This window comes from Paenibacillus sp. NPDC101420, from assembly GCF_050277435.1.
Lineage (GTDB): Bacteria > Bacillota > Bacilli > Paenibacillales > Paenibacillaceae > Paenibacillus_AQ.
The window spans coordinates 861268-878826 of the sequence record NZ_JBNNSE010000002.1 but is presented as its reverse complement, the minus strand read 5'-3'; the positions used below and the strand labels follow the sequence as shown (position 1 = coordinate 878826).

The window sequence follows — 17559 nt, the reverse complement described above, 5'->3', positions numbered from 1 at the left end:
TAGAATTTGCACTCCTCTGGTAAAATAGAAATACGATAAGGTCGTATACAAAGGTGGGATTAAATGATGAAGAGAATACCCAATGGAATTACGTTTGGCAGAATCATTTTGGCAATGTTGTTATTATTCCTCGATCCGCTAAGTTTGGCCTTCCTTGTAATTTATATCCTTTGCGGGGTCACCGATCTGATCGATGGACCTATTGCTAGAATGACGAACACAACAAGTAGCCTTGGAGCAAAACTGGATTCCGCAGCCGACACGATACTGATAGCGGTCTCCTTATTTACACTATATCCGCTTCTGGGACTTACGCTCGAAATCATGATATGGATCTTCATGATCGCGGTCATCCGTCTAACATCGATAGGGGTTGCCCTCCGAAGATTCAAAACTTACGCAAGCATTCACACCTATGGCAATAAACTGACCGGACTCCTCTTATTTATAACTCCTCTATGGCTTCTCCACATCGATCACACCATTTGGAATGTCTTTGTATGTATCATTGCTACCATATCCGCCGTGGAGGAATTCATCATCCAATTCACTTCAAAACAATTACAGTTAGACCGAAAAGGATTGTTCATTAAAAATTGATCCATTAGAAGCGGCTTTCACCCTTCGATTCAGACAAACTCAAATAGTCGAATTTCAATGAGCAGCCTTCACCTTGGGGAGATTGTGCGACAACACCCGCTACGCATTCAGCACCTTCCTTCATTCCAAAATATCGGATCAGTGCCCAGTTCGCTCCGTCCTCTGAATAGGAGAAAGTAACACAATGATTTTGCTTGGTGATACGCAAATATGGATTATCCACAGCAACTTGTACGGAGTTACAATCATCTGACATCCCTTCCCTTGTCACCACAGACACGATTATGGGATACTGTCCGTCAAACTCAAAGCAAATTTTGGCCCAGTTATAATGGTCCATCATAAACATGAGACATCCTGAATCATATTTATGGCGCATTTCGACACGAAGTCTGGTTGTCAATTCAAATGAATCTCCAACAGGTGTAGATAAGAATGGCGCTGAGCTTACCATATGTTTTCCTGCCGGGTCTTGGAAAAAATCCGATTTAGGTGGTGCAATTATTGTAAGCTCATCTAAGTCTGTAAACTCCCAACGTTCGGGGCAATTCATCCAGCTCAGTTGTTCTCTTGTCTCGTTTACAAATAAGTTATTAGTCATTCTAATTCTCCTATCATGAATGATTTTTTGATTACAAATTTTCCCTTCTCTGTAATAATGGCAGGTAGCTTTTATTTTTACAATCAATGATGCAACAATAGTGAAATATTCACATAATTTCCTAAAGAAAACACCAAAAAGGGATAACTCCAAGGAGTTCCCCCATGATCACAATTAATCTTTATCAGGAATGATAAATAACACCGTAGTTCCCAAACCAGGGATACTTTGAATTTGCAAGCCACGTCCATATAGTTGTGTCAATCTTCTATCCGTATTAAGCAGTCCAATACCTTGATTCTTATAGCCATTCGGATTTAACAGCATGCTGACTTGTGCTTCGTCCATTCCAATCCCTGTATCTACAATGTTAAAATGAACAGCATCCGCACGTGTCTCAATGTGAATACGCAGTGTTCCGCCTTTAGCCCGACTTAAGACGCCATGTCGAACAGCATTCTCAACTAGTGGTTGAATCGTAAGCGGAGGCATCAACATTTCAAGATTCGCATCTACTTTCCATTCCACATGGAGTCTCTCCTCAAAACGCTGCTGCTGGATATATATATAATTCTCCACCAGCTCAAGCTCCTGTGACAGCGTAACGAGCTTGCCTGCATTTAAGAAGTCAAAACTTATGCGCAGATAAGTTGTGAACGCATCTGATAACTCTCTCATTTTGGCAGTATCAAAGTCACTTAAGGACATGATCGAATTCAGTGTATTGAAGAGAAAGTGTGGATGGATCTGCGCTTGTAAATAAGCACCCTCCATCCTCAACCGGTCATTGACCGCTCGCTTCATAGATGAAAGTGATAAGGCACGATACTTCAACTCCATTGCATCTACCGGCTTGGTAACATAGTCGTTTGCTCCAGCCAAGAAGCCCGCATAGACATCTTCCCGCTCACTGCGTGCAGTCAGTAGAATAATAGGTAATTCATACATCGTAAACCGCTCGCGGACTAATCTAGTCATTTCGTAACCAGACATACCCGGCATCATCACATCAGCGATGATCAGATCGAATCGATCATGGTTTAACTTATCCAGCGCTTCACGTGCAGAAGTCGCAGTCACCATCTGATATGTTCCATCTGACAAAATATTTTGCAAAACTTTTAGATTGACCGAATCATCGTCAACCGCCAGAACACGAATAATATCAGCGTCTGTATTCGAGAGTGGCTCTACTTCCTTCGTGGAGTATGTGGCGGCCACCATAGTAGATACCTCAGCAGTGATCCATTCACTGAAAGGTGACAATGGGTCCGTATCTTTTTCTATATGAATATCAGAAATGGAAGACTGTACACTCTCATTTACTTCAGGTAATTTGAAGCTGAACTTACTTCCCTTGCCCGGCTGCGATTGCAATAATAATTCACTACCGTGCAGCTCAACCAACTCTTTACAAATACTAAGACCCAGACCGATACCACCTTCACCGTAAGCTCCTTGTTCATAACGCATAAATACACGCTTTCTCAGTGCCTCATCCATACCAATTCCTGTATCCGTAACATGGATCCATACCTGCCCATCCACTTGTTCTGCTGACAGTACAACACTTCCCTGTTCGGTGAACTTAAGCGCATTATGAACTAGATTAATCAGAATCTGTACCAATCGTTCCTCATCAGCATATACACACGGCAAATCCTCATTAATGTCCATGCGAAGCTCCACCTTAGTCTCACCGGTCAGGAAGCGTAACATATCCAGCACGCCCTCAGCCAAGGACCTTACTTGCACCACCTTGATGTTCATCACAATCCGTTTATCCTGCAATCTCACTACATCTAGCAAATCGTTCAGCATGAGCGACATCCGCCGACTGACCATTATTAGCAGTTCCATGTCACGTTGACTCTCTTCATCCAGTACATGTTTCTTTCTTATGAGCACACTCTGAGCAATATTCATAATCCCATGCAAAGGAGTCCGTAGTTCATGAGATGTATTGGCCAAAAAACGATCCTTTAATTTGTTCGATTCAGCCAATTGAGCATTCAGTAACACATTTTGATGGGATTGATGAAAATATCTCCTAAACCAATAAGTAGAAAAAGCGGCAAGTGCAGCAATTAAATCTACAGGATAAAACATGAATTGTGAGGTTCCTGCGTAATAGACAGACGCCCACAATATATTATTAATCACAGCTAGCACTGAACATAATAAAAATAGAGCTCCCTCAGCTTGAATAAATACCATTTTCATAAAATAATAAGCCGTCCAAAATACTGGAATGTAATACAGGATCATATAGACCCCTTTTTCGATCGAATACAGCACTGTCTCTTCTGGACCAAAGATTATAAATAGGGTAAAACCGAGGAGTGAGAGGATATAACTATAAAAAGCCTTACCTTTCCGCAGGTTCCCAAAGAGCTCTCTTCCCATGAGGAACAGAAACAAGCAAAACCCTATGTATGAAAGAACCTTTAGCTTCAATGTCCAGGCAAAATCAACTTGAAGAAACCGGAACAATAGTCCATTATGTTCAACCCCAATAGATACAGCTGCTGCGACCATCATCGAAAAGAAAATAATCAACTCTGTTTTTCGCACATCCATCAAATAAATAATCAGTAAATAGAGCCCGTGAATCAAAAGCAATACCCCTACAACTAGCTGCAAGCCAATGGAATTCCAGTAGACTGTATCTATCTCGTGTTGAATGCCAAACTCTACAGACCTAACAATGCCTCCTTTTAACGGAGACCCGTAATTTGACGCTCGAACAAATAGATCCATTTGGTTCTGATCTGTCGGTACATAACTGATCAAGAATGACTTCGTGACAGAAACATGGCCTTCTTTCTCTTCAGATAACTTACCGAATCGTGAGAGGACTGTTCCATTAATCTCCACTTCAGAAGCAGTATAGACCGATTGAAACCAAAAGCTAAGCGGCTCAGATAAGGGTTGATCCAGCAGAATACGCAAATGATAAGTTCCGTATCCATATGCCTTCTCTTGATCTGCCGGATTGAATTTATAAGTCCAGTTACCCGGCACCTGAAGCCTCTGCCATTTCGTAGCGTTGTTAATATTGGTAGCGTTCACCCATTGTTCAGGATAGAATTCCCATTCACCATCCAGCGGAAAGGAGCTTAGTGATTCAATATCCACCCCACGTAAATCTAATACACCTTGTTTCACAGCAGGTGGATTGGACAACGAAAAATGATTATGCCAGCCCCATCGCACAACAATCAAGAGACCGATAAATACTACTATGTATAACATATGACTTAACTTAATTTTATTCTCCGAAGTTCTCATGTACGCCTCATTCTTCGATAAATTTAATAGTGCTATATTCCCATCTTCCACTATTGAATATTATAGTCTGATTATACTATATTATGAGGTTTATAGAGGTGGGTAATCCTAGTTTCAAAGGACAAAAAAAAGGAACTCCGTTTTGAGCGGAGTTCCTTTTTTAAAAATTATATCGAATCACTACTCTTGTTCATTAGCATTTCTACCATTTCTTGATAACCCCTATTTTGCGCATGCTGTAAGGGACTAACTCCGTTAGAATCTGCTATATGAATATCAGCACCATGATGTATTAACAATTGCACTATAGCCTGATGTTCTTTGCCCCCATCGCCTAGTATGATAGCTTCTAGTAATGCAGTCCAACCCAGATTATTGACATGATCAATATTGACGTCAGAACTTGTAAGAAGTTCTTTCACAATATCCACATGACCACGGTCTGCAGCAGGGATGAGTGCGGTCCCCCCAAACCTATTCACAATTGAGGTATCAGCACCTGCAGCAATAGATACCTTCACAAAATCAAGCATTCCTTCAGCGCCTGCATAAAGAAGTGGATTATCCGAGCGATTGTCGCGGATATTGATGTTGGCACCTTGTTCAAGCAATAATTTGAATATATCCAGTTGATTCGTGTGTACAGCGATTAAAGCGGGCGTTCTACCCTCATTATCTGTAACATCAATATCTGCACCGTCTGTTAATAGTTTTGTTATAAGCTCCTTATCCCCTTCACGGGTAGCAGCTAACAACGCTTGGTTCAGCTTATCCATTTCATTGTTCACCTCCTGAGTTGATTGCTGCTCTTGGCTGTTTAACACCTTGAAATCATCGATCTGACATCCTGAAATAAAGAGGAAGAGTGTTAAGACAAGAAAGCGCATGACATTCAACACCTTTCATGTAGACTCGCCTTATTTCGAAGTGAATGTGGCTTGAGAGGTTGCCCATGCGCCTAGTGGTGTTACAGTATACACTGTCCCAGCAGCCAATTTACCGCTATTCGTAATATCGAATACACCAACAGCACCTTTACGACTGGAGAATTTATAGGTTGCAACCCATTTGTCTCCGTTTGGAGCGGTTAGTTGTACACTACGGCCCGAAAACAATTCATCACCAGGGTCTTGAGCTAAGGATACATTGATGGATGTATCGCTGACAGCTTCAGCGCCAGAGATTTGCAGTGGAGCTATTTCTTTTGCTTCGAATGAAGGATTTGCTATATTGGCCCAGTCAGATGTTACGGTATATTTCACACCCGGTTTCAAGACTTGTCCTTCAGGAAGCCGGAATTTCGGCTCAATCTTGCCATCTGTTGATTGTGTAAATGGAACATACTTGGCAACGATGGATTCTCCACCTTCTGGGGTAATCGTTACTTGTCTACCTTGCATGGAAGGAATGATTTGATACGTGATGCCATTTGCTCTGTTGTTCTCATCCAAAACAAATGCGTTAGCACCACGTCCACCACTGTATGCAGAGATGACATATCCATAGTCAATGACGCCATTTGTTTTCAGTGCTTCAATCTCAAAGGTATCGCTGGTTACCTGAGTGGTTGTTGTCATATCTACCTTGGCTGCGTTTCCTACAAATGATCCTGCATTCTTACCTTTGTACGTTAAGTTATAGGTTGTTCCAGCTTTTTGCACCGATGTAGGAACAATGTACGTTGCAACAGAACCCGATTTCAGCCGCGGCATATTCGTTAAGGATAGACCGTCATTGAATACAAAATCTTCTTTTGCTTTAGCAAACACCTCATTCTCAGCTGTCAAAGGAGCATCTAAGGTTACGATTAATGTAATTTCATTGATCGATTTCACACTTGTAATTTGAGCTTTATCGGATGGCATTGCTTTACGTGCTGTATTCAGTAAGGCCGCTGTTTCGCCACGTGTTGCGGGTTCAGTAGTAGAATTCAATTGATTAACCCAGTAGTTAACCGATAAGACGTCACGCTTCAACGCCTTCGATACAACTTGCACGATTTCTTCATCCGTTACCGTTTTATTAGGGCTAAATTTACCATCTTCCGTTTCCATTATCCCTAAACCAACAAGTACTGACGCATATTTGTAATACCATACGTTCGAGTTCACATCGGTGATTGGGGCAGTGTTCTCTTCAGTGCTTTGTAATTTAAAAGTCAATACTACCATTTTCGCTAATTCTGCACGATTGATTGGATTGTTCACACCCATCGAATGATCTGCATAGCCCTGTAACACACCTAATCCCGCAAGTACTTCAACGGCTTCTTGAATTTCTTTATCTGATAACTTAGATGCAGCTGCGGATATTCCTATGTTGCCTGATGTAGGTGCTGCTTGTACATTTAACACCGCAAAGGGTAAAGAGGTTGCTCCTAGTGTTGCTGCGACCATTAATGCTGCTGCTTTTTTAGCTACGATTTTCACTATATTTCCCCCTAAGATCATTAAGTTATTTGTTGTTCATGTCTATAACTAAATGATAATTGAAAGAAATAAACTCCCCAGAAACGATTTATTAATAAAGTATTAACTAGAGCTTAAAAATATCGAAAATCGTCAAGAAAATGCCATTACACCGTAAATCGGTATCCCGCACCCCACACTGTTTCAATATACTGTGGGTTCGAGGGGTCCGATTCCAGCTTCTCCCGTATTTTGCGAATATGAACCGTAACCGTTGCGATATCTCCGCTGGAGTCCATCCCCCAGACCCGTTCGAATAAATCATCTTTGCTGAATACCCGATTCGGATGACTCGCTAAAAAGACCAGTACATCGAACTCCCGCGCGGTAAACAAAACCTCATGATTACGTACAAACACTCTGCGGGCATTTTTATCGATATGAACTCCACGGATTTGGAGCTCATGCTTCTCCATTGGCTCTAGCTTGCTGAGCATGCGTTCATATCTAGTTAGGTGCGCTTTCGCTCTTGCCACTAATTCACTTGGACTAAAGGGCTTCGTAATATAATCATCCGCTCCGAGATTAAACGCCCGAAGCTTATCGATCTCCTCTTTTTTCGCAGATACGATAAAGATCGGCACTTCCTTAGCCTCCCTAATACGGCGGCATAATTCAAAGCCATCGATGCCAGGTAACTGCAAATCTACGATAATAAGATTGTAATCCCCTTCAAGAGCCTGCCCAAGCCCCTCAGAACCTGTATGACATATATCAACGGCAAAACCGTTCAGCTCAAAATAATCCTTTTCCAATTGCGCTATCGTTGCCTCATCTTCAATAATCAGAATCCTTGTCATGCGAATGAAATCCTCCTTCATCGGTCGTTCGCTTCAAAGTAAAGAACAAGCTTGATCCCACACCTGGTTCACTTTCCATCCATATCGACCCACCATGCCCTTCAATAATCTGACGAGCTATCGCAAGACCAAGTCCGCTACCGCCTGTCGATAGGTTCCGAGAAGGCTCTGCACGATAAAACCGTTCAAAGATATGTGGAAGAGCTTCGGCATCAATACCCATTCCATTATCCTTCACTTCAGCAGTCACCCATTCGCTATCCACTTGCAAAGAAAAACGGATGAAAGGGTCCGGCTTGTCCATATACTTCAGCGCATTTCCAATTACATTCAGTAATACCCGCTTTAATTTATCCAAATCTGCTATAACCTCAATACGCTCGGAGTTATGGTCGTCCAGATGAAATGAAACTCCTTTATTTTCGTTATGGTAGCGCATCTCTTCGATACAATCCTCGAGGAATGCAATAATATCCACAGCCTCGAACGAAAACGGAACCTGATTCAAATCCAGCTTGGAATAAAGGAACAATTCATCAACCAATTTATCCATTCCAATAGTTTTGTTATAAATAATGTCGACGTACATGTCCATCTTCTCAGGTGTATTGGCGACACCATCTCGTATGCCTTCAATAAACCCTTTAATATTCGTAATCGGAGTACGTAAATCATGTGAAATATTTGAGATTAATTCTTTCCGATTCTCCTCATATTGCAGACGAAGGTTCACTGACTCTTGCAACCTCTGTCTCATCGTCTCAAACGCTTTATTTAACTCCCCAATCTCATCTTTGGACTGCAGGTTAAGTTCAAATTGGAGGTCACCCTCTTGAATTCGTTCTGCGGAATCCCTTAACTTGTTCAGTGGCTTAATAACACTTCGTGTAATCCAGCGATATAATAGCACATTCGCAATCACAAGAACGCCAATTAATATCAATGAAAAGATCGGTAGCAGCCTCCGTGTGAGTTCCGCAAAAGGGCTATGCTCTTTGATGACGAAAACACTGCCTTTCGCCCCATCCGAATATTTAAAGTCAAATTTGGCATAGCCATAAAATCTTTCTTTAATATTAAACGTGTTACGAATCTGATAGTTATTGAGATCGTAAGGAGGTAAAGCATCCTTTAATTCAGGTTGATTGAAGGTGCGCGATTCAAAAACAGGGTCATTCACTCGCCTTACAAATAGTCCCGCTTTCTCAGTCTTTAGCTTAAAATCATATTCCAGTAACAAATCCTTGTTCTGCAATTCATCCGGGTCATGCTTGGCTAAATACTTTAATTCTAAAAAAATAGATTCCTCTTGCTCCGACAACGGATTTAATTGATAGTGCACTTTATAAAAATCCCGAAGACTGTGAACATCTCCTGTAGATGCAATTGTAAATAAAGCTGCCGTCATTACGATGATAAGTAAACTAACGACTAGCATTCCCGTATAAGATAACAGTAATTTTATCCGAATCGACACGACTGTTCCCCTCTCACTAACATTGGATCCGCTAAATAATCATCTCCGTATTTTAGTGAAATACTATCAACATGGGGAGAGCGTTTGCTAACAGAAAAAAACCTCTACCAACACTTTGGCAGAAGTTTTTATAGAACTTAATTTACGCGAGATCATCAAATGCTATATAGATTGATCTGATGATTTTCCTATTTCGGGTTGGTCGCGACTCCAGAGAATGTTTGGACTTCCGGCCGCTGTTGTCTGCAGATTTCTTGATTTATACCGTTCTTAACGGTTGAAATCCGCATACTGCCTATGCTTTCGAAGCGAGCTTTCCTACGGAAAGCTTTCGGGCGGACGCTACCGCTCCTACAGTTCCAAAATTCCCTTCCACCACTTTTCCCTTTTTTGAATATTTTCAAGTTCAATCTATATGGGTACGTTTTTCAATGATGAGAATACTTTATCGAAGCCTGCTTTAGAACGAGAAAATAATTCAGATGAACTTTGCGCGGAAGCCGGCGCCAGAACTTCTTGGGCGATCACACCGGTATACCCGATCTTTTTCAGGCTTCCCAAGAATCCTGTGAGATCAATAGAACCTTCTCCTGGATACAATCGATCGAAATCTAACAATTCCACTATCGGTAGAGGTTTAGCATCATTAATATGGACATATGCAATTTGATGCGGTTGTAATTTCAACAGATCCTCACTCGTTAATCCATTCGTATGCCAATGGTAAGAATCCAATAACAATCCGATGTTCCTTACTTGAATCGTCTCCATCCAGCTCAACGTATCTTGCATCGTCCAGATCAGTGGATTTGCCCATTGTGTACGTAAGTGATGAGGGCCTACGAACTCTAATGCTAATGTAATTCCATAAGCGCCTAATATTTCCGCGCATAGTCTTAAACGTCTTGTGGCTGCAATCATAAAAGCTGCGACCGGAAGATCTGTCGAAGGTAAAATATATGTACAACATGTCGTACAATTTAATGCAGCAGCGGCCTCAGCCATTTGGGTAAGCGATTTCAACCCTTCTCTAAAGCTTTCCTCTGTTGTGCGCCAATCTACCACTAAACCAAATGATCCTAGCATGATTCCATGGCTTTCCAGCAATTGAACAGCCCCATCCTTACCATACTGCTGCACTAACTCTAATGGATTTGCGTCTATCGACTGAAAGCCGAATTGGCTCGCAAGTCTGATATATTCTTCATTAGAACTGAGTTCACCCAAGCCTGCTGTTGTTAATCCTCTTATCATCGTCGTTCTCCCCCTTATGACCAATCTAAACAGTTCGTCATATCTAGTCTAGCGCATCGTGCACTCGAATAAAACCATCTCTAGTCCCCTTTAACAAATTCTACGATCCAATTGCAATAATGTTTTTTGTCAAAAATTAAGATGGGGTGAGAGGCTTATGGGGGGACGATGAGCCCTTCCTTTCATTTTCGTTCAAAGATCCTTATACTTGCTTGGAGAAGCATTTCAAGGGAGATTGAACAGTATGGACATAAAAAAATTGCAATACTTTATCGCAGTAGCAGAGGAACTGCATTTTAACCGTGCAGCAGAGAAGCTGAATATGACGCAGCCTCCCTTAAGCCAGCAAATTCAAGCTCTGGAGAATGAGATTGGTGTGAAACTATTAGAACGGAACAAAAGACAAGTTCGTTTAACGCCAGCCGGGGCGGTATTTCTAGAGGAGGCTAAATCCATTTTATCTCAACTGGAACGCTCTATTAAAACAACACAATTAGTCGATCAAGGAATTATCGGACATTTGAACATTGGATTTATTGATTCTGCAGCTGGCGGAGTATTGGTTGATATGTTAAAAATGTTTCGGGAACGTTATCCACAAGTACAACTCACATTACATGAGATGACGTCTGCTCAGCAGTGGCAGGCTTTACATGAAGGAACGATTCACATTGGATTTGTACGTTATACAGAGTCGGGCAAACATATCGAGCATCGTCCCTTAGTCAATGAATCGCTAATTGCCGTTTTGCCAGAGCAGCATCACCTAGCTCATTTACCGGTGTTATCCATTCGCTCTTTAGCTTTAGAGCCGTTTATATCGTTTCCACGTCATTTAGGAGCACCTTTTCATGACCTCATTATGAGCTTCTGCGCCCAACACGACATGTATCCGAATGTTGTACAGGAAGCCATTCAGATGTACACCATTGTAAATTTGGTAGCTGCTAATCTTGGAGTTTCCATTGTGCCCTCTTCAGTTGCTATTTTTCAGCGTGAAGGTGTCGTATTTCGCCCCTTTGAAGAAAGCACACCATCGATTCCCCTTTATGCCGCTTGGAGAACCAATTGCGATCGTGCCTCCTTATCCGCGTTACTAGAGATCATAGGACAAATGAGTTCAGAAGCTATTAATGGTGAATAATATAATATTCAGCCCGTTTTTCTAGGATCACGTTCAACGAGTCCTTCTAGCACTCTATCGATTTGCATCATCACTTCCCTATCCAGACGAACTCCCGCAGCTTTGGCATTTTCTATTACTTGCTCAGGCTTGGATGCCCCAATAATTGCAGATGAGACTTGTGGATTTTGCAACACCCATGCTATAGCCAATTGCGGAAGCGTCAACCCAACTTCACTGGCGATGGTAGAGAGATTCGAGATCGCCTCAAGCACCTCAGTCCGAAGCCATTGACCCGCCAATTTATTCATAAAAGGTGAGCCCGCAGCTGTTGAAGCACGAGAACCCTCTGGCAATGGTTGCCCTGGCATATATTTGCCTGAAAGAATCCCTTGAGCAAGCGGTGACCAGACCACCTGTCCAATCCCTTCCCGCTCACAAGCTTGAACTACCTCCGTCTCCATTACGCGCCATAACATCGAATATTGAGGTTGACTAGCCACCAATGGCACCTTCAATTCCCTCGCCAAAACAGCACCTTCTGCTATCTGATCCGCCGTCCACTCACTTATCCCGACATAGAGAACCTTACCTTGACGCACCAGATCCGAAAAAGCCAAGAAGGTCTCTTCAAGGGATACTGTTGCGTCAAAGCGATGCGCATAATAGATATCAATGTAATCGGTCTGTAATCTGTTCAGTGAAGCATGGCACGCCTCCATAATATGCTTGCGGGACAGACCTCTTGCGTTACGTCCCGTCCCTGTGGGATGGCACACCTTGGTACACAATTCGATATCAGCTCTGTGCACTCCTTTTAATGCTTGGCCCAGCACCATCTCAGCTTTCGTATCGGAATATACATCTGCAGTATCAAATGTTGTGATCCCTACATCCAATGCAGCGCGAACACAAGCATGGGCAGTATCATTGTCCACTTGAGCACCATGTGTAATCCAATTACCATAAGCAATCTCACTTAGATGTAAGCCACTCGTTCCTAATTTGCGATAGTTCATTTTATACCCTCCTTTAGATAACAATCTGATTGTAACAAAGAGATATTAATACGAGAAATACTCTTTAATATGCGGTTTAATTCAAAAAAGATATTACTGAGATACTTAAAGATAATAAAAAAACGCCCTTTAGGCGTTTTTTCGGTAAATATTCTGTTTCGAAACTCTAACTTCGCCTATACTCCGGTGAGTATTAACCTCCAAGCCTTGTTACCGCACCACAACTAACAGTACAATAATTCCGAGCCAAAACAGCCAGCTTACTGGGTGACCGAAATTTAATCCCCAGCCGACTCCGAGTCTTTTCTTGACGATTAGGTTTGGATCTTTACGATTGAAATAAATCATACCTAATCGCCATTTATCATCATCATGGACAGGTCTGACATTGGAGCTATCGGCAGATCGCTCCAAGTGGCTTTCGCCCTGACCAGCCCAGAACGTTAAGGCCAAGGCGTATAGGATAATAAGGGCTATTATGATTAGGATAATAGGGATAGCGAAATTCATGTTAAGCAGAGATATCATGTTTAGTTGCACGACAGAAAACAGGATAACCATTAAGAAGCTTGATGTAAGCATAAAATATGACCAAGTACGGCGGTAAGTTGCGTCTTGTCTGATGGAACGGTTAGGATCATTGGGTTGAACCTGCTGCTTTACTCTGCGAATACTCCAATTCTCAAATATGAACAAAAGTGTTATGAACACTTGCATTATCGTAGGCATAAACACAGAACTAAAAGATTTAGCTGTATAGCGGTCTACGTTCCAACTGCTGTTGTAATGGATCGGAATCTGATCAGGAATCTGATCGTAGTTGCGTAGCACAGTTACAATACTAACAACAGTAATTAAAACATGAATGAGGAACCAATAATTAGACAAGCCAATGTTTCTTTTCCGAAATCCAGTGTCCACTGCCATGATCGATGGTTCCAGAGCAATAGGCAGCATAGGTAGTAAACTTTTCATTTTGAAATGATAGCTAATGTTTATGACTAGGGAGATTCCGACCATGGCGAGTGAATAAGTGACAATGATCCAACTTTGTTGCTTGGAATGTTCATCACCGTATATTAGACAGATGATACAAACAATGAATAGGATGGTATGCAATGTAGCACTAATCCTAGCATATGACTTCCGCATCTGGCGTAGAGGCTCACTATGGAATTGTACAGGGCTGACGGTGACCCCAAAACTAATCGTCTCTTTTGTTAAATAAGGCATGCTTACCATGAGTACAATGGCAGGTACAAATACAAAGATCATTACTATAACAGGCATTATCGTCATATCATTCGCCTCCTCTTATACATAAGTGTGTATTTGAAAACTCTATAGCATATCCTATTAACTTAGGATAAGTAATCGACTTCATAAATTTAATTATAATCGATTTTAGTGACTATAGGGGTGAAATTAACAATTTATCCAGTTTTTTTACTACGCAGAGCTACTCATCTGACAACTGAATTATGGCAAGTACATCTGTTTGAAATTCTATGTAGGTAAAGGATAGGATTTCGGACACTTACTTTAAATATTCTGCAATTTGGATGACTTGTGTGGATAATATATAAACATTATCCAACTCTTGTCGATTGATTCCTATGGACGCTAAAGTGACACTCGGTGCTGAATGTGATTAATCTTACGATTTAATGATGAGAGGAAACTGAACAGCATATGCCTTATATTGATCGAAATGGTATGAACATTTATTATGAATATCTTCACTCTAACTCTCTTAACCAACAAATAGACGCTATCCTGATTATCCACGGAGCGGGTATGAATTTACGTTCCTGGGATTTGATTGTTTCTTATTTGCAGCAACACTATCATATTCTTCGCTATGATTTGCGCGGACATGAATTGAGCGATAAAGGGCCAGTCAGAGTAGCTTGGAGACTGCTATTCACTCTTTTTCTTCTAGAGCGGCTCAATATTTCTTCTTTTTTCGCTGTTGGTCATGGAGAGGAAGCATATGTGCCGTGCTGCTCGGTACAATCCGTCACTACATAAAGGAAGTTAGTTTGATTAATTCATTTGAATTAATTATACTCAACAGTATGGAGGAATGGACATTGAATACAAACCTAAGCAACGATATGAATAAAGGAAATGAAGACTCCACCCAAACTCGTTTATTAGAAGCAGGGCTGCGGATCTTTGGATTAAATGGCTATGAAGGCGTACGTACGCGGACCCTTGCAGATGAAGCTGGTGTGAACCAATCGGCGATTCCGTATTATTTCGGTGGAAAAAAAGGATTGTACTTAGCGGTTGCCCGTCGCTTGACAGCAGCCGTTCAAGATGATTTTTTGAAGCAGGCTTTAATTGAGACAGAAGAGATTGAGAAACGGTCAAAAGAAGAAGCCGCAGAAGCTCTTAAAAAAGTCATGACGCAATTTTCCAAGACGATGATTGGTAATCATGAAGCCAATGCAAGAAGTGTATTTATCGCAAGAGAGCAGATGCAGCCTACAGAGGCTTATGACATTTTGTATGAACAATTCTTCCAGCCACTACATCAGATGATTGCCGTCTTGGTGAGTAAATTAATGGATCTAGACGCAAAAGATTCAAAAACGATATTAATCGCACATGCAATTGTTGGACAATCGGTTGCGTTCTCTGTGGCGAAGGAAACCTATTTGAGACGCCAAGGGATTCAAGACTTGGATGAAGTACACATTGCTTTGATCGCCAAGGAGCTTGGCGAAATGTCAATTCGTACATGCAGCGGCTATTCTCATTAAAAAGAGGGTACGTAACGAAGACATAAACATTCTTCTATACGTACCCTTTTGCTATTTTACCAAGTTGCCCTCATCAGCTGAGTAGAATTTTTATTTAGTTCAATCCCCCCAGCTTCACCCACGATCACCGTTCCTCCAAGATTAATGACCTTCTTACCAATCGCACAATTCGGCTCAAATGCAAACACCATTCCTGTCTTGAGTTCGGTCTCTAACCCTATGGATGGGATCGGCAGCACTTTCCCGTACTCTCTCACCTCAGGCAACCGTGCAATCTCATCGCCAACCCCAATAAGACCAAATGGACTAATGGAATGAATAAGCGGATGAACGTGCCAACCTCCTGCTTCACGCATCGGCTCATTCATCGCTTTAACCACGTCTCCGAAAGTAGCCCCATGCCGCAGCTCTTTTACTCCGTTCTCATACGATTGTCTCGCTGCCGCTGCCGCCCGCTCAAAATCCGGATGCACAGCTCCTACAGCGATTGAAGGCTGATGCTGCGTCTCTAGCATTCCGAATGATGAAAATACCTCGGCCAAAATAATATCTCCTTCTTGGATCACGCGCGGCTCCTCTGGTCGATATGTCCATGCGGGCAATCCCCATCCTACGAACTCTGGTCCTGATCCCATTAGTATCGTTGCCGTGAACCCGACATGGGTCGCACAAGCATTCATCGCTGCCGCATAGATCTCATTTTCTCTCACGCCTGGCTTCGTTGCCTCAAGCATCGCCTGGCACATTTTTTCCCCAACGTTCGCTGACCATTTTAATACCGCGATCTCCTCCTGACTTTTCACAGAAGACAGTGCGAAAAATTTGTGTCCCACAGGCTTAAAGGTCCCATTCGGTAATCCTTTTAGGATCGTTTGCCAAGTATTATAGGGCAGGGCTCCATCAAAGTAATAGGGAGGATAAGGCTCTAAGCCAATCACACCAAATGCTTTATTTGTAAGTCCTCTCTCTTCCATAATCTTGACAATGTGCGCACCCATTTTTCCGACATACATATTTTCCGGGCGTATCCAGCCTTGCGTATTCGTATATCCAGCTTGAATATGATCTTCCACAGCAGTGGCTAAAAAGACAACTGAGATCGGCTCTTCATTCTTAGGGAAAATGACAATAGAACCTGGACGCTCATTCGTAAAGTAGGTGTCCGGGTTAAATACAGCAGGGAACGCACCTTCTCGATCTCCATACACAATCAATACATCCACATGCTCTTCTTCCATTAGCTGATTTGCAATGTTCCATCTACGATCTCTTTCCGCAAGTGAGTAGGTAGGGATTCTAGTATCTTGATTGTTCATACCTCTTTCTCCTCCTAACGTTTATTTCTTTCCAGAGTTCATTGCTGATCGTTGCCTTTTGTCATCGTCCAACCGTATACATGCGAATGGCCCCCCTCCAATAGATGTCATGAATGAACCTGTTACATTGCAAGTATAATTCATTCATTTGATTAATTCAATTGAATTAAATTAATTGATTTATGTGCAAAAATAGCTCCAATAACTTGGAGAATTAATCTTTAAATCATTAAAATGAAAAACACTGTATCTTTAAAGAGCCTGTTCAAAAAGCTCATAAAGTTGTATTAAAAAAATGCACCTTTACGAGGAACGGTAAAATGAAGGTACCCCTACCAACATCAAACCATACGCGAGATGCATTTTCATGGACTTACAGTTTGAGCTGCAGACTTTGCGAGAAGACGTATTCCGATCACGACGCCATCAGCGGCGTTCAACGAGCGAAGGCGAACCAGAACAAGTTTTTCATTGGTTATCGCAAGCATTCCATTGTTTGCCCCAGCCCGAAAGGATCGGTCATCCCGCCCAATGATACGGCGGATGTCAAATTAATGCTGCCGCCAATTGAAATAATGAAGAAAATCGAAGGACTCAAGGTCGATTATTTGGTGGCCGATTTGGGTTATTTCGATGCCGATGATCAAAAAGAAGCGCGCCTTAAGCATGATGTAGCGGTCGTAACGGAAATCAGAAAACACGATATTTCCTGAACTCTGTTCCCATGAAGGAAAACCGGAATGTGAGCAAGGACATGCCCTTGTTTTCGACGGATTCGATAAAAAAACATATACCTCTTGTTTTCGCGGAGACGATGACAAATGCGCCGCCTGTCCGCTACA

Annotated in this window: 15 protein-coding genes; 5 read left to right on the top strand and 10 right to left on the bottom strand. The window is 42.0% G+C overall.

Annotated elements, in window-relative coordinates; translation table 11 throughout:
* Window positions 1-63: 63 nt before the first annotated feature.
* Window positions 64-600, top strand: a complete 537-nt coding sequence (locus ACQKMP_RS12745; RefSeq protein ID WP_256716279.1) for a CDP-alcohol phosphatidyltransferase family protein — start codon at window positions 64-66, stop codon at window positions 598-600.
* 4 nt (window positions 601-604) lie between these two features.
* Here the strand turns inward: ACQKMP_RS12745 and ACQKMP_RS12740 are convergent, their stop codons facing one another.
* The 7 genes from ACQKMP_RS12740 to ACQKMP_RS12710 form a co-directional block, all read right to left on the bottom strand.
* Window positions 605-1201 (bottom strand): DUF1349 domain-containing protein, encoded by a 597-nt coding sequence (locus tag ACQKMP_RS12740; protein WP_339242211.1) that lies wholly within the window; start codon window positions 1199-1201, stop codon window positions 605-607.
* A 174-nt stretch (window positions 1202-1375) separates the two neighbouring features.
* Window positions 1376-4492 carry an ATP-binding protein gene (locus ACQKMP_RS12735; protein WP_427469514.1) on the bottom strand — a complete coding sequence of 1039 codons (3117 nt, stop codon included), beginning with the start codon at window positions 4490-4492 and terminating at the stop codon, window positions 1376-1378.
* A gap of 167 nt (window positions 4493-4659) precedes the next feature.
* A complete protein-coding gene (locus ACQKMP_RS12730; protein ID WP_427469513.1) occupies window positions 4660-5268 on the bottom strand; it encodes an ankyrin repeat domain-containing protein in 609 nt (202 codons plus the stop codon).
* A 141-nt stretch (window positions 5269-5409) separates the two neighbouring features.
* Entirely contained in the window at window positions 5410-6921 is a 1512-nt protein-coding gene (locus ACQKMP_RS12725) for an S-layer homology domain-containing protein (RefSeq protein ID WP_427469512.1), read from the bottom strand.
* A gap of 146 nt (window positions 6922-7067) precedes the next feature.
* Window positions 7068-7760 carry a response regulator transcription factor gene (locus ACQKMP_RS12720; protein ID WP_379423773.1) on the bottom strand — a complete coding sequence of 231 codons (693 nt, stop codon included), beginning with the start codon at window positions 7758-7760 and terminating at the stop codon, window positions 7068-7070.
* Window positions 7738-9237, bottom strand: coding sequence for a sensor histidine kinase (locus ACQKMP_RS12715; protein WP_042189562.1), 1500 nt, complete (start codon window positions 9235-9237; stop codon window positions 7738-7740). The genes ACQKMP_RS12720 and ACQKMP_RS12715 overlap by 23 nt, the downstream gene beginning before the upstream one ends.
* 411 nt (window positions 9238-9648) lie before the next feature.
* Window positions 9649-10491, bottom strand: a complete 843-nt coding sequence (locus ACQKMP_RS12710; RefSeq protein ID WP_042189564.1) for a sugar phosphate isomerase/epimerase family protein — start codon at window positions 10489-10491, stop codon at window positions 9649-9651.
* 244 nt (window positions 10492-10735) lie between these two features.
* On the opposite strand from ACQKMP_RS12710, the gene ACQKMP_RS12705 reads away from it, so the two are divergent.
* Window positions 10736-11635 (top strand): LysR family transcriptional regulator, encoded by a 900-nt coding sequence (locus ACQKMP_RS12705; protein WP_427469511.1) that lies wholly within the window; start codon window positions 10736-10738, stop codon window positions 11633-11635.
* Window positions 11636-11643: 8 nt separating this feature from the next.
* On the opposite strand, the gene ACQKMP_RS12700 is transcribed toward ACQKMP_RS12705, so the two are convergent.
* Entirely contained in the window at window positions 11644-12633 is a 990-nt protein-coding gene (locus ACQKMP_RS12700; protein WP_042189570.1) for an aldo/keto reductase family protein, read from the bottom strand.
* A gap of 210 nt (window positions 12634-12843) precedes the next feature.
* Window positions 12844-13932, bottom strand: coding sequence for a DUF1648 domain-containing protein (locus ACQKMP_RS12695; protein WP_427469510.1), 1089 nt, complete (start codon window positions 13930-13932; stop codon window positions 12844-12846).
* Between the two features lie 393 nt (window positions 13933-14325).
* Between ACQKMP_RS12695 and ACQKMP_RS12690 the strand changes: the two genes are divergently transcribed.
* Both ACQKMP_RS12690 and ACQKMP_RS12685 read left to right on the top strand, forming a co-directional pair.
* Window positions 14326-14664, top strand: a complete 339-nt coding sequence (locus ACQKMP_RS12690; protein WP_427469509.1) for an alpha/beta fold hydrolase — start codon at window positions 14326-14328, stop codon at window positions 14662-14664.
* 62 nt (window positions 14665-14726) lie between these two features.
* Window positions 14727-15401, top strand: coding sequence for a CerR family C-terminal domain-containing protein (locus ACQKMP_RS12685; protein ID WP_197071226.1), 675 nt, complete (start codon window positions 14727-14729; stop codon window positions 15399-15401).
* Between the two features lie 56 nt (window positions 15402-15457).
* Here the strand turns inward: ACQKMP_RS12685 and ACQKMP_RS12680 are convergent, their stop codons facing one another.
* Window positions 15458-16717, bottom strand: a complete 1260-nt coding sequence (locus ACQKMP_RS12680) for a M24 family metallopeptidase (protein WP_427469508.1) — start codon at window positions 16715-16717, stop codon at window positions 15458-15460.
* A 320-nt stretch (window positions 16718-17037) separates the two neighbouring features.
* On the opposite strand from ACQKMP_RS12680, the gene ACQKMP_RS12675 reads away from it, so the two are divergent.
* Window positions 17038-17430, top strand: coding sequence for a transposase (locus ACQKMP_RS12675; RefSeq protein WP_339242233.1), 393 nt, complete (start codon window positions 17038-17040; stop codon window positions 17428-17430).
* Window positions 17431-17559 lie beyond the last annotated feature (129 nt).

What these genes read in the sequence shown, in the direction of transcription:
- ACQKMP_RS12745 (WP_256716279.1), top strand. Translation starts at nt 64, where the DNA reads ATGATGAAGAGAATACCCAATGGAATTACGTTTGGCAGAATCATTTTG.
- ACQKMP_RS12740 (WP_339242211.1), bottom strand. Translation starts at nt 1,201, where the DNA reads ATGACTAATAACTTATTTGTAAACGAGACAAGAGAACAACTGAGCTGG.
- ACQKMP_RS12735 (WP_427469514.1), bottom strand. Translation starts at nt 4,492, where the DNA reads ATGAGAACTTCGGAGAATAAAATTAAGTTAAGTCATATGTTATACATA.
- ACQKMP_RS12730 (WP_427469513.1), bottom strand. Translation starts at nt 5,268, where the DNA reads ATGGATAAGCTGAACCAAGCGTTGTTAGCTGCTACCCGTGAAGGGGAT.
- ACQKMP_RS12720 (WP_379423773.1), bottom strand. Translation starts at nt 7,760, where the DNA reads ATGACAAGGATTCTGATTATTGAAGATGAGGCAACGATAGCGCAATTG.
- ACQKMP_RS12710 (WP_042189564.1), bottom strand. Translation starts at nt 10,491, where the DNA reads ATGATAAGAGGATTAACAACAGCAGGCTTGGGTGAACTCAGTTCTAAT.
- ACQKMP_RS12705 (WP_427469511.1), top strand. Translation starts at nt 10,736, where the DNA reads ATGGACATAAAAAAATTGCAATACTTTATCGCAGTAGCAGAGGAACTG.
- ACQKMP_RS12700 (WP_042189570.1), bottom strand. Translation starts at nt 12,633, where the DNA reads ATGAACTATCGCAAATTAGGAACGAGTGGCTTACATCTAAGTGAGATT.
- ACQKMP_RS12695 (WP_427469510.1), bottom strand. Translation starts at nt 13,932, where the DNA reads ATGACGATAATGCCTGTTATAGTAATGATCTTTGTATTTGTACCTGCC.
- ACQKMP_RS12690 (WP_427469509.1), top strand. Translation starts at nt 14,326, where the DNA reads ATGCCTTATATTGATCGAAATGGTATGAACATTTATTATGAATATCTT.
- ACQKMP_RS12680 (WP_427469508.1), bottom strand. Translation starts at nt 16,717, where the DNA reads ATGAACAATCAAGATACTAGAATCCCTACCTACTCACTTGCGGAAAGA.
- ACQKMP_RS12675 (WP_339242233.1), top strand. Translation starts at nt 17,038, where the DNA reads ATGAAGGTACCCCTACCAACATCAAACCATACGCGAGATGCATTTTCA.